The following is an 11,901-nucleotide window of genomic DNA, read 5'->3' as shown; positions in this document are numbered from 1 at the left end:
CTATGGTGGTTGTTGATGTGATACAAAAATGACAATAAAAAGTGTTTTCAGGAGTCGTTTTGTGGATTCTTTCAGATCGTCCGCTGCAGCGCCGAGAGCCTGCCCTCGGACCGGCTTCGATATGGTGGGTGGGGCGTGGCGCGAGTGATCGGCGGCGGTGCTGCGATGGCTTCGAAACGGGGGCTCGGCGTTGCCGAAGAGGTGCCTGAAGGGCGTCATCTGCCTGTACGCAAGCCACTGAATCCGCTAGACTTCCGCCCCCAAAATGCACGCTCTCCCGCCACTATCGTGTCCTCTCCCTCGCAGCAGATCCTCGACGATTTCCGTCGCAAAGACCGTGTGCATGCGGGCTCGCTCATCATCTCGGTGTTCGGCGATGCCGTGGTGCCGCGGGGAGGGCGCATCTGGCTGGGGAGCCTCATCCGCTTGCTCCAGCCTCTGGGTCTCAATGAGCGTCTCGTGCGGACGGCGGTGTTTCGTCTGGTGCGTGACGAGTGGCTGGCGAGTGCGCCTGCAGGGCGGCGGACCGACTACCTGCTCACGCCGTCGGCAGAGCAGCGCATGGATGAGGCGTCGCGGCTCATCTACGCAGCTGCGATGCCGCAATGGGACCGGCGTTGGCGGCTGATCGTCACTGTCGGCGAGTTTTCGTCCCGGGACCGTGATCGCCTGCGCAAGGCCTTGACGTGGCACGGCTTCGGGGCACTCAACAACGACTGCTTCGTGCATCCAAGCGTTGACTTGATCGCAACCTTTGACGCGCTCGTGGCCGAGGGCCTGGGCAGCCTGCTCGATCGGCTGAAGCCGCTGATCGCGGCGGACGCTGCGCTGGGCGCGGCGGCGACGGATGCGGCGATGGTGCATTCGGCCTGGGACCTGGCGCACCTTGCTGACTTGTATCGGGACTTCGTGGCGCGCTATCGGCCCGTGCTGGGGCAATTGCGCGAGGGCAGCTTCGAGACGAGCGATGAGACAGCCCTGCTGCTGCGCGTGCTGCTGATCCACGACTACCGTCGTCTGCTCCTGCGCGATCCGGTGCTGCCCGACGTCCTGCTGCCGTCCGACTGGCCGGGTCAGAAGGCCCGGCTGCTTTGCCGAGAGCTTTACCGCAGGCTTCTGAGCGCGTCGGAACGCCACCTCGATGCCTGCTTCCAGCTTGCCGACGGTTCGGTGCCCGAGGCGTCGCCGCGCCTGCATGAGCGTTTCCGGGACCCGGACCTGCTTTCCCTGCCGACCTGATGCAGTGCTTGCGCGGGGCTCAGCCCTCGCGCTTGCGGGTTTCGACGAGCGGGATCACGTCCGGCATCTCGATGCGCTTGCGGCCAGGTTCGACCGCGGCCAGCGGTGTCGTTTCGCATAGCGTTGCCAGGCAGCGCCGGGTCAGGTCCTGGTAGGTCGCGGTGCCCTGGCTCTTCCAGCGGATCTCGTCTTCACTGAGCGGGCGGACGACCTTTGCCGGCACGCCGGCGACGAGCACGCGTGCCGGGATCTCCGCACCCGCCTTGACGAAGGCCGAGGCGGCGACGATGGCTTCCTCGCCGATCACCACGTTGTCCATGATCACCGCGTTCATTCCGATCAGCGCATTGCGCCCGATGCGGCAGCCGTGCAGTACGGCGCCGTGACCGATGTGGCCGTCCTCTTCAACCACCGTGTCGGTGCCCGGGAAACCGTGCATGACGCAGGTGTCCTGCAGGTTTGCACCGCGTTCCAGGATGAGGCGGCCGAAGTCGCCGCGCAGGCTGGCACAGGGGCCGACATAGCAGCCCGGGCCGATGATCACGTCGCCGATAAGGATCGCCGAGGGGTGAACGTAGGCGGTCGGGTCGACCGCGGGCACGATGCCATCGATTGCATAGACTTTGAGTTCCGGCTTGATCACGCGCGCGCTCCTGAGGTTTGTGTTACATATAAATAAACGATTTCTCCAATAAGGAACAGTCCCGATGGGCAGCGCGAACGAAGAACTTGACGGCAAGCATGGGGTTCAGTCGCTCGAGGTGGGCATGAGCATTCTGCGCGCGATGGCGACGGGAAGGCGTTCGATGATGCTCAAGGAGATCGCCGAGGCAGCTGGCATGCCGCCGTCGAAGGCGCACCGCTATCTGGTCAGCCTCATCCGCAGCGGGCTGGTCGAGCAGGACCGGCTGACCTCGCGCTACGACCTGGGACCCTTTGCGCTCAACCTCGGCCTGGTGGCCCTCGATCGCATTGATCGCATCCGTCTGGGTCTGCTCGCGATCACTGATCTGCGTGACGAAACCAACGAGACCGTCGCCCTCACAGTGTGGAGCGATGCCGGTCCGGTGGTGGTGCGCTGGGAGCGTCCGCGCCGACCGATCACGGTGAACGTTGTCACCGGTACGCACCTGAGTCTGCTGCGCTCGGCGGGTGGGCGCGTGTTTGCGGCCTGGCTCCCCGAGCGCCAGACCGAAGCCCTGCTGCGTCGTGAACTGGAGACGGGCAGGGCGCCCGCGGGGGTTGCGAACCTTGAGGACGCGCGGGCGCTGCTGGCGCAGGTGCGCGAGTCCGGTGTCGTCGTCCTCAGTGGCGACTATTTTGCGCGCGGCGTCGAAGCTGCTGCGGCGCCGGTTTTCAACTTCAAGAACGAGATCACCATGGCGATCGCGCTCGTCGGTGTCGAAGGGTCGATGGATCTCTCCATGGATGGCGAGACGATTGCGGCGCTGCGTCGTACCGCGGCAGCGCTCTCGCGACGGCTTGGCGCCACGTTGGACTCGCTTGCGATGGACGCCGATATTCAATAGAGCGGCACGGCGCGGGCTTGGCACGACCGCGGCGAAGGTCGCGGATGAGAGTGCGGATGAGGCAGGAGGAGGCTCGATGGTGAGCGTCCTCCTGCCTTTTTCGTTGTTGGGGCTGAGGGGCGCAGGCAGGGTGTTCATGCGATACAAAATAATGTCTTGACGCGCTGTTTTGTATCATTTCTAATAAGAGAAACGTTTTCTGTAATGCAGAATTTGGTCCGGGCAGATGCCTCGGCCAGGTTCTCGGCAAGGTCCAGAAGCACAAGGCGCCGAAGTCCGGGGCGGCGCCGTGAGACAGGCCCGTCACGGGTACCCGGCTGTTTGCATCAATATCGGAGGAGAAACCATGAAACTGCGTCACACCCTGCTGGCAGCAATCAGCCTCGCCTTTGCCGCCTCCGCCGCCCACGCCGAAATCAAGGTCGGTGTCGTCGTCTCGGCCACCGGTCCTGCGGCGTCGCTGGGCATCCCGGAGCGCAACACCGTGGCGCTGCTGCCGACCACCATCGGTGGCGAGCCGGTGCGCTACATCGTGCTCGACGACGCTTCGGACACCACCACGGCGGTCAAGAACGCGCGCAAGCTGGTTGCCGAGGACAAGGTCGATGTGCTGATCGGTTCGACGACCAGCCCGGCCTCGCTGGCGATGATCGATGTCGCGGCCGAGACCAGTACGCCGATGATCTCCCTTGCCGCTTCGGCGCGCATCGTGTCGCCGATGGACGACAAGAAGCGCTGGATTTTCAAGACGCCGCAGAACGACCAGCAGATGGCTTCGGCGATCGTCGAGCACATGACCGCCAACAACGTGAAGCGGGTGTCCTTCATCGGCTTTGCCAACGCCTACGGCGAAGGCTGGTTCGAGCAGTTCAAGAAGCAGGCCGAGGAGAAGGGGATCGAGCTCGTTGCCAACGAGCGCTTCAACCCGGCCGACACCTCGGTGACCGGCCAGGCACTCAAGCTCATGGCCGCCAAGCCGGATGCCGTCTTCATCGCCGGTTCGGGTACGCCGTCCGCGCTGCCGCAGAAGACGCTGCGCGAGCGTGGCTACAAGGGGCCGATCTACCAGACGCACGGCGTGGCCAACAACGACTTCCTGCGTATCTGCGGCAAGGACTGCGAAGGCACGCTGCTGCCGGTCGGTCCGGTGCAGATGGCACGCAGCCTCGACGACAGCCACCCGGTCAAGGCGAGCGCGCTGGCCTATGTGGAGAAGTACGAGGCGGTGCATGGCGAGGGTTCGGTGTCGAGCTTTGGTGCCTACGCCTGGGATGCGGGCGTGCTACTCGAAGCGGCCGCTCCGGTTGCGCTGCAGGTGGCCAAGCCCGGGTCGGCCGAGTTCCGCAGCGCCTTGCGCGACGCGCTCGAGGGCGTGAAGGAGGTGGCGGGTGCGACCGGCATCTACACCATGAGCGCGGATGACCACCTTGGTCTGGACGAGCGCTCGCGCGTGATGATCGAGATCCGCAACGGCACCTGGTCGCTGCTCAAGTAAGTCCTGAGGCGCGGAGCGCTTGCGCTCCGCGCCTGCCCGTGTCGCGCGGCCGGCACGGTGTTTTCAACTCGACTGGCGTTTTATGGCGGCCAGCGGACATGGGGTACATCCATGGATATGTCAATTGCACTGATCCTGGGCCAGGACGGCATCACCAACGGCGCGATCTACGCGCTGCTGGCGCTGGCTCTGGTACTGGTGTTTGCGGTCACACGGGTGATCTTCATCCAGCAGGGCGAGTTCGTGGCCTACGGCGCGCTGACACTGGCGATGATGCAGTCGGGTGCGACCCCTGCGACGGTTTGGCTGCTGGTGGCGATGGGGGGGCTGGTGACGGCGTTCGACGGCCTCAAAGCCCTCAAGGCCGGCCAGATGCAGCGTGCGGGCATGGTGGCGGGCTGGAACCTGGCCTATCCGTTGGCGCTGGTGGCTGTGTTGTCCGCGCTGCCGGTCAATGAACTGCCGCTGGTGCTGCAGGTTGTGCTCACGCTGGCGATCGTGGTGCCGATGGGACCGATGATGTACCGCCTGATGTACCAGCCGATCGCCTCTGCGCCGGTGCTGATCCTGCTGATCGTGTCCGTGGCCCTGCATATCGCGATGGTGGGCCTGGGGCTGCTGTTCTTCGGCGCCGAGGGGCACAGAACGCCGGCCTTCAGCGAGCTCAGCTTCGATCTCGGCCCGCTGATGGTGACGGGGCAGACGATCTGGGTGCTGGTGGTGTCGGTGCTGCTGATCGTGGCGCTCTACCAGTTCTTCGAACGCACGCTGTACGGCAAGGCCTTGCGCGCAACCGCGATCAACCGCGTCGGGGCGCAGTTGATGGGGATCTCGCCCGCGCTTGCCGGCAAGCTCACCTTCTTCCTGGCCGCTTTCATTGGCGCGCTCTCGGGCGTGCTGATCGCCCCAATCACCACCATCTATTACGACACCGGATTCCTGATCGGGCTCAAGGGCTTCGTTGCCGCCATCATCGGCGGCCTGGCCAGCTACCCGATCGCCGCGCTTGGCGCCATTGCAGTCGGGTTGCTCGAAGCCTTCGCTTCATTCTGGGCCAGCGCGTACAAGGAAGTCATCGTGTTTACGCTAATCATCCCCGTGCTGCTGTGGCGTTCGCTGACCAGCCACCACGTGGAGGAGGAAGAATGAGAACCGACCGTCTGGTGCTGGGGGCCTTCCTTGCCCTGCTGTTGATGGTGCCGGCGATCCTTTCGCCGTACTACGTGACGCTGCTCAACTACATCGGCCTGTATGCGATGGTCGCCCTCGGCCTGGTGCTGCTCACCGGCGTGGGCGGGCTCACGAGCTTTGGCCAGGCGGCCTTCGTCGGCCTGGGGGCCTACACCACCGCTGCGCTGACCACGGCGACGGACCTGCCGGCCTGGCTGGCCTGGGTGGGGGCTTCGCCCTGGCTCACGCTTGTGGCGGGCTTGCTCATTACCGCTGCCGTGGCGGTCCTGCTGGGTTCGCTCACGCTCAAGCTGTCGGGCCATTTCCTGCCCTTGGGTACGATCGCCTGGGGCATCAGCCTGTACTTCCTGTTCGGCACCATGCAAAGCCTGGGCGGGCACACCGGCATCACCGGCATTCCGCCCATCGAGTTGTTCGGCTGGACGCTCGATGGCGGCGGCGAGATCTTCTACCTGATCTGGGCCTTCCTGCTGCTGGGCATGCTCACCACCCACAACCTGCTCGACTCGCGCGAAGGGCGCGCGATCCGCGCCTTGAAAGGCGGCAGGGTGATGGCAGAGGCGATGGGTGTCGACACCGGCCGTGCGCGCATGATCATCTTCGTGATCGCCGCGCTGCTGGCCTGTGCCTCGGGCTGGCTGTATGCGCACATGCAGCGCTTCGTGAACCCGACTCCGTTCGGTGTGCATATCGGCATCGAGTATCTCTTCATGGCGGTGGTCGGCGGTGCTGGCTATGTGTGGGGGGCGATCGTCGGCGCAGGCGTCATCACCGTGCTCAAACAGTGGCTGCAGGATTGGCTGCCGAGCCTGTTGGGCGCGAGCGGCAACTTCGAGATGATCGTATTCGGCATCCTGATGGTGCTGGTGCTGCACCGCGCCCGCGAGGGCCTGTGGCCGATCCTCAAGAAGCTTGTGCCGATGCGTACCATCCACAAGACGATCGATGCCCAGGCCGAGCCTCTGCCGCGGCGTACGCTGCCCGCGCCCGGGACGCTGATCCTCGAGGCCAAGGACGTCACGCGCAGGTTCGGCGGTCTGGTGGCGAACAACAACATGAGCCTCGAGGTCAAGGCCGGCGAGATCCTCGCCTTGATCGGCCCCAACGGTGCGGGCAAGAGCACGATGTTCAACCAGATCTCGGGTGTCGATACGCCGACCTCGGGCGAGGTGCTGTTCCTGGGCAAGCCGGTGGCCGGTCGTGACTCGCGTGAGATCGCCCGCATGGGCATGAGCCGCACGTTCCAGCATGTGAAGCTGCTGCCCACCATGAGCGTGCTCGAGAACGTGGCCATCGGCGCACACCTGCGCAGCCACAAGGGCGTGCTCAGCTCGGCCTGGCGCCTGGACCGCGCCGAAGAGGCGCGCATCCTCAAGGAGGCCGCGCACCAGATCGAGCGTGTGGGTCTCAAGGACCATATGTTCGACGAGGCCGGCAGTCTTGCGCTTGGCCAGCAGCGCATCCTTGAGATCGCACGTGCCCTGTGTGCCGACCCCTGCCTGCTGCTGCTCGACGAGCCCGCGGCCGGCCTGCGCTACAAGGAAAAGCAGGCGCTCGCCGAACTCCTGAAGAGGCTGCGCTCGGAAGGCATGGCCACGCTGATCGTCGAGCACGACATGGATTTCGTGATGAACCTGGTCGATCGCGTGGTGGTGATGGAGTTCGGCCAGAAGATCGCCGAAGGCCTGCCGGAAGAGGTGCAGCAGAACCCGGCGGTGCTTGAAGCCTATCTGGGCGGCGTGGAGTGAGCGAGGAGAACGCGATGACACAACAAACCCAAGCCAGCGCGCCCTCGAACGCGAGTGCGAAGAACCCGGTGCTCGAGGTCAAGGAGCTGTGTGTGTCCTACGGCAAGGTGGAGGCGCTGACCAACGCCAGCATCACCGTCGGCGAGGGCCAGATCGTCACCGTGATCGGCCCCAACGGGGCGGGCAAGACGACGATGCTGTCGGCGATCATGGGTGTGCTCGGTTCCAGAGGCCAGGTCGCCTTCGACGGCAGCCTGGAGGTGGTACCCGAGGTCGAGCGCATGGTTGCGCGCGGCATGACCCTGGTGCCGGAGAAGCGCGAGCTTTTCGGCGAGATGAGTGTCGAGGACAACCTGGTGCTTGGCGCCTTCCAGCGCTACCGCATGGGCAAGCGCGACCACGCGCAGACGCTCGAGGAGGTCTATGCGCTGTTCCCGCGTCTGAAGGAGCGCCGCGATCAGCACGCCGGCACGATGTCGGGTGGCGAGCGCCAGATGCTGGCGGTGGGCCGCGCGCTGATGGCCAAGCCCAAGCTGCTGATGCTCGACGAGCCGAGCCTCGGGCTTGCGCCGCTGATCGTGCGCGAGATCTTCCGCATCATCAGCGAGCTGCGCCGGCGCGGCGTGTCGATCCTGCTTGTCGAGCAGAACGCGCGCGCCGCGCTGCAGGTGGCCGACTACGCCTATGTGCTCGAAACCGGCCAGATCGCCATGCAGGGCCCGGCGCACGAACTCGCGGATGACCCGCGCGTGATCGAGGCCTATCTCGGCTTTGGTGGCAAGCACCAGGCGATGCTGTCGACCTGAGCTCGCCCGCGAAGCCGGACCCCAAACGTTAAAGGACATTCCCATGGACGCGATGCGCATCCTGATGGACGAACACCAGTCGCTGGCGGCGATCATCCACGCCATCCGCCACATGATCGGCGAGATCGGTGCGGGCCGCCTGCAGCCCGACCACAAGTTGCTCGAGGCGATGGTGCACTACCTCGATGCCTACCCCGAAAGACGCCACCACCCGAAGGAAGACGAGTTCCTCTTCGGGCCGCTGCGCGCACTCACGCATGATGCCGATGCCGCGCTCGACCGTCTCGAAGCCGAGCACGCTCAAGCCGAGGCGCGCATCGCCGTGCTGGACGCTGCGGTCAAGGGCTACGCGCAGGACCCCACGGGCGGATTCGAGGCTTTCAAGCGTGCTTTCGAGGACTATGCGGCCTTCTACCGCAGCCACATGATCACCGAGGAGCGTGAGGTGCTGCCGCTGATCCGCAAGCACTTCACCGCCGAGGACTGGGACAGGGCCAATGCCGGCTTCATTGCCGATGATCCCTTGAGCGGCGCGCGCGCGGGCGCCAGGGCAGGCGAGGAGGACTTTGCGCAGATCTTCTCCCGGCTGGTCGCTGCCGCACCGGCGCCGATCGGGCTTGGTGCGGGGCCGTACAAGGCCGATTAGCGCGCTGCACCGCCCTTTCGGCGGCGAGGGCCGCGCTGCGGCGGAGGATCCGGGCTAGAATTCCGGCATCAATTCCATTTGGCCGGGCAGCCCGCGCGCACGCCCGGCTTCAGCAGCGGTGAATGTGTGAGCGCCGAAAACAACAACGCCAGCCCCGGATCTACTTCTTCCTCTCCCACCGTGCCGCGGGTCGATGACGCCACGGCTCAGTTCGTCGCCTGGGTGCGCGGCGCGGCGCCTTATATCCACGCCTTTCGCGGCCGTACCTTCGTCGTCGGATTCGGTGGCGAGGTGGCAGCCGGGGAGCGCGCACAAAGCCTCGCCTACGACTGCAACCTTCTCGCGGCGCTCGGCATCCGCCTCGTGCTGGTGCATGGCGCGCGTCCCCAGATCGACGCCGAGCTTGCTCGTCGCGGCCTGGAGTCGCGCTTCCACCACGGTTTGCGCGTCACCGATGCAGAGGCGCTCGAGTGCGTCAAGTCGGCCATGGCGGTGACCCGCTTCGAGGTCGAGGCGCTGCTCTCCCAGGGCTTGCCCAATACCCCGATGGCCGGCAGCTATATGCGCGTGACCGGTGGCAACTTCATCACCGCGCGGCCAGTCGGGGTGATGGAAGGCGTCGATTACCAGTACACCGGCGCCGTGCGCAAGATCATCGCCGACGAGATCAACGCCGACCTCGACCAGCAGAACGTTGTGCTCATCACGCCGCTCGGCGTGTCGCCGGCCGGCGAGATCTTCAATCTGGCCATGGAAGAAGTGGCCGAGGCGGTGGCGGTCGCACTCAAGGCCGAGAAGCTCATTTACCTGTGCGACGCCCCTGGCTTGCTTGACGAGGCAGGCCTGCTCATCGAGTCGGTCACCGCGGACGAGGCCCAGCGCAAGCTCGACACTGGCGAAGGCCTGACCGAGGACCTGCACTTCTTCCTGCCGAGTGCGATTCGTGCAGTGCGCAAGGGTGTTGCGCGCTGCCACCTCATCGATCGCGACCTCGACGGCGGCCTGCTGCTCGAGTTCTTCACCCATGCCGGCGTCGGTACGGTGGTGTCGCGCGACCCGCTGTTCCGCCTGCGTGAGGCCTCGGTGGACGACGTGGCGGCGCTGGTGTCGTTGATATCGCCGATGGAGGCCGACGGCACCCTGGTCAGGCGCGGGCGTGAACTGCTGGAACAAGAGATCGAACGCTTCACCGTGGTCGAACACGATGGTGTTCTGGTCGGCTGCGCAGCGCTTTATCCGTTCAGCGAGGAAAACGCCGCCGAACTCGCCTGCCTGGCGGTCATGCCCGAGTACCGCCGAGCCGGGCTTGGCGACCAGCTGCTGCGGCGCATCGAGCGGCGGGCGCGCCTGCAGCGCCTGGAGCGCCTGTTCGTGCTCACCACGCGCACCGCACACTGGTTCCGCGAGCGCGGCTTCAGCGAGATCGGCCCGGAGGCGCTGCCGCGCCAGAAGCGCGAGCTCTACAACCTTCAGCGGCGCTCGAAGGTGTTCGTCAAGACCTTATGATCTGGGGGCGCAAGCTGGACCGGGACGATGAGCTCGCCAGCCTGCGCGAGCTGGCCGAGGGCGTTCACGGCGTCGAAGCCTTGTTCGACGAGGCGCTGCGTCTGACCTGGATCAGTCCCTCGATTGGCCGGCTCACCGCGCAGGCGCCTGCCGACTGCATTGCGGCCGGGGACTTCTTTGCGTTCCTGCTCCACGAGTCGGATCGCGATTTCTGTCGGCGCATGGCCAGGCAGGTGCTCGACACCGGCTTGCCGCAGGATTTCGAGTTGCGTCTGGTGGCGCGCGATGGGCGGGTGGTGTGGGTCGCCATGCACTGGCGGCGTCGGGCTGGCGGCCTGCGCCTGTCAGCCGAAGATATCCAGGCGCGCAAGGAGGCCGAGTACGCATTGCTCGAGACGGTGGCCGAGTTGCGCCGCGCTCAGGCCCTGCGTGAGCACTACCTGTTGCGCAGCAACGACGAGCGCCAGCGTTTGTCGGCCCTCCTGAATCTGATCCGCTTGGGGATCCTGTTCATCGATCATGACCGTCGCGTGCTTTACCACAACCGGGCCATGCTCGAAATCTGGGCCTATCCGCCCGCTACGGAGCTGGTCGGCAGCAGGGAGGCCGTGCTCAAGCGCCAGGCCGCGCACGTGCTGGCAGATCCTGAAGCGTACTTCGGTCATATCGATGCGGTGGTGGGTGGCCGGGAATCCGCAAGCGAGGAGCACGAGTTCGTATTCGCTGATGGTCGTGTGGTGACCGATCGCTCGGCCGTCGTGCAGGGGGGGGAGCAGGGGCGAGGTATCGGCCGGGTCTGGATCTACGAGGACGTGAGCGAGGCACGCCGGACCTCGCGGCAGTTGGTGGAGCTGGCGGTGCGCGACGAACTGACCGGGCTCTACAATCGCCGCCGTTTCCACGAGGAGCTCGAGCGCTTGCTCGCGGACGCCGAGCGGCGACATTCGGCAGTGGGCCTGCTCGCTTTCGATCTCGATGGCTTCAAGCCCATCAACGACTCATTCGGGCACCAGGCCGGAGACGAGGTGCTCGTTGGACTTGCACGGGCGCTCGGGCGCATCGTGCGCAGGAACGAACTGCTTTTCCGTATCGGTGGCGACGAATTTGCCCTGCTTGTGCCCGATGCGAGCATTGATGAGTTGCTCGAGCTTTCGCACCGTTTGCTCGAGACGGTCGCGGCGTCGCGATTCTGCTTCGAGGGTGATGAAGTGGGTGTTACCGCGAGCGTGGGCATTGCGCGCTTCCCGGCAAATGCCCGACGTGGTGACGCGCTCGTGGCGGCGGCCGACGAGGCGCTCTACCGCTCCAAGAGCGAGGGGCGCAACCGCGCGACGGTGTCGGGACGGATGGGCGCCTAGGGTTTGCGCCGAATCGGCTAGAATCGGGGCTTCGTGTATCAATGAACCCGACAGCAGAGAGGATTGAAAGATGGCTCGCATGGTCAACTGCGTGAAGCTCGGTCGTGAGGCCGAAGGTCTGGACCTTCCGCCGGTTCCGGGCGCGCTCGGCAAGCGCATCTTCGAGAGCGTTTCGAAAGAGGCATGGCAGCAGTGGGTCAAGTACCAGACCATGCTGATCAACGAGAACCGCCTCAACCTGATGGATGCGCGCGCGCGCAAGTACCTCGCCGAACAGATGGAGAAGCACTTCTTCGAAGGTGGCGCGGATCAGGTCTCAGGCTACGTACCGCCCAGCAACTGAACCCGGGCGATCGGCAAGAAAAACGGGGATGCCTGCGCAT

At 65.4% G+C, this 11,901-nt stretch carries 11 protein-coding genes; 10 read left to right on the top strand and 1 reads right to left on the bottom strand.

The genetic code is table 11. The annotated features are described in order from the left end of the window. Window positions 1-144 precede the first annotated feature (144 nt). Entirely contained in the window at window positions 145-1,239 is a 1,095-nt protein-coding gene (gene paaX / locus B447_RS09100) for a phenylacetic acid degradation operon negative regulatory protein PaaX (RefSeq protein WP_232431600.1), read from the top strand. Between the two features lie 19 nt (window positions 1,240-1,258). On the opposite strand, the gene paaY is transcribed toward paaX, so the two are convergent. Then, window positions 1,259-1,882, bottom strand: coding sequence for a phenylacetic acid degradation protein PaaY (paaY, locus tag B447_RS09095; protein WP_002938934.1), 624 nt, complete (start codon window positions 1,880-1,882; stop codon window positions 1,259-1,261). Between the two features lie 64 nt (window positions 1,883-1,946). Between paaY and B447_RS09090 the strand changes: the two genes are divergently transcribed. From B447_RS09090 to B447_RS09050, 9 genes are all read left to right on the top strand, one after another. Beyond that, on the top strand, window positions 1,947-2,768 hold the full coding sequence (locus B447_RS09090) for an IclR family transcriptional regulator (RefSeq protein ID WP_002938931.1): 822 nt from the start codon (window positions 1,947-1,949) through the stop codon (window positions 2,766-2,768). Window positions 2,769-3,114: 346 nt separating this feature from the next. Further along, window positions 3,115-4,263 carry an ABC transporter substrate-binding protein gene (locus B447_RS09085; RefSeq protein ID WP_002938929.1) on the top strand — a complete coding sequence of 383 codons (1,149 nt, stop codon included), beginning with the start codon at window positions 3,115-3,117 and terminating at the stop codon, window positions 4,261-4,263. 111 nt (window positions 4,264-4,374) lie between these two features. Beyond that, window positions 4,375-5,412, top strand: a complete 1,038-nt coding sequence (locus B447_RS09080; protein WP_002929384.1) for a branched-chain amino acid ABC transporter permease — start codon at window positions 4,375-4,377, stop codon at window positions 5,410-5,412. Then, window positions 5,409-7,202, top strand: a complete 1,794-nt coding sequence (locus B447_RS09075; RefSeq protein WP_002938928.1) for a branched-chain amino acid ABC transporter ATP-binding protein/permease — start codon at window positions 5,409-5,411, stop codon at window positions 7,200-7,202. Before B447_RS09080 ends, B447_RS09075 begins: the two co-directional genes overlap by 4 nt. Before the next feature lie 14 nt (window positions 7,203-7,216). Then, complete coding sequence (locus B447_RS09070) at window positions 7,217-8,008, top strand: ABC transporter ATP-binding protein (protein ID WP_002929376.1); 792 nt, start codon at window positions 7,217-7,219, stop codon at window positions 8,006-8,008. A gap of 43 nt (window positions 8,009-8,051) precedes the next feature. Further along, window positions 8,052-8,654, top strand: a complete 603-nt coding sequence (locus tag B447_RS09065; RefSeq protein ID WP_002938927.1) for a hemerythrin domain-containing protein — start codon at window positions 8,052-8,054, stop codon at window positions 8,652-8,654. A 180-nt stretch (window positions 8,655-8,834) separates the two neighbouring features. Next, window positions 8,835-10,160 (top strand): amino-acid N-acetyltransferase, encoded by a 1,326-nt coding sequence (gene argA, locus B447_RS09060; protein WP_002929373.1) that lies wholly within the window; start codon window positions 8,835-8,837, stop codon window positions 10,158-10,160. Further along, window positions 10,157-11,518, top strand: coding sequence for a GGDEF domain-containing protein (locus tag B447_RS09055; RefSeq protein WP_002929371.1), 1,362 nt, complete (start codon window positions 10,157-10,159; stop codon window positions 11,516-11,518). The genes argA and B447_RS09055 overlap by 4 nt, the downstream gene beginning before the upstream one ends. Before the next feature lie 70 nt (window positions 11,519-11,588). Further along, the gene (locus B447_RS09050) at window positions 11,589-11,861 is read left to right on the top strand and encodes an oxidative damage protection protein (protein ID WP_002929370.1); all 273 of its coding nucleotides are present in this window, start codon (window positions 11,589-11,591) and stop codon (window positions 11,859-11,861) included. Window positions 11,862-11,901 lie beyond the last annotated feature (40 nt).

Origin of the sequence: Thauera sp. 27 (assembly GCF_000310125.2) — a bacterium.
In the GTDB taxonomy this organism is placed as follows: domain Bacteria; phylum Pseudomonadota; class Gammaproteobacteria; order Burkholderiales; family Rhodocyclaceae; genus Thauera; species Thauera mechernichensis.
Note: the sequence above shows the minus strand (reverse complement) of the source record. Positions and strands in the feature narration are given on the sequence as shown.

Bases quoted from the DNA above. Each gene is read 5' to 3' on its own strand.
- B447_RS09055 (WP_002929371.1), top strand. From the start codon at position 10,157: ATGATCTGGGGGCGCAAGCTGGACCGGGACGATGAGCTCGCCAGCCTG.
- B447_RS09090 (WP_002938931.1), top strand. From the start codon at position 1,947: ATGGGCAGCGCGAACGAAGAACTTGACGGCAAGCATGGGGTTCAGTCG.
- B447_RS09070 (WP_002929376.1), top strand. From the start codon at position 7,217: ATGACACAACAAACCCAAGCCAGCGCGCCCTCGAACGCGAGTGCGAAG.
- B447_RS09085 (WP_002938929.1), top strand. From the start codon at position 3,115: ATGAAACTGCGTCACACCCTGCTGGCAGCAATCAGCCTCGCCTTTGCC.
- B447_RS09075 (WP_002938928.1), top strand. From the start codon at position 5,409: ATGAGAACCGACCGTCTGGTGCTGGGGGCCTTCCTTGCCCTGCTGTTG.
- B447_RS09080 (WP_002929384.1), top strand. From the start codon at position 4,375: ATGGATATGTCAATTGCACTGATCCTGGGCCAGGACGGCATCACCAAC.
- B447_RS09050 (WP_002929370.1), top strand. From the start codon at position 11,589: ATGGCTCGCATGGTCAACTGCGTGAAGCTCGGTCGTGAGGCCGAAGGT.
- B447_RS09065 (WP_002938927.1), top strand. From the start codon at position 8,052: ATGGACGCGATGCGCATCCTGATGGACGAACACCAGTCGCTGGCGGCG.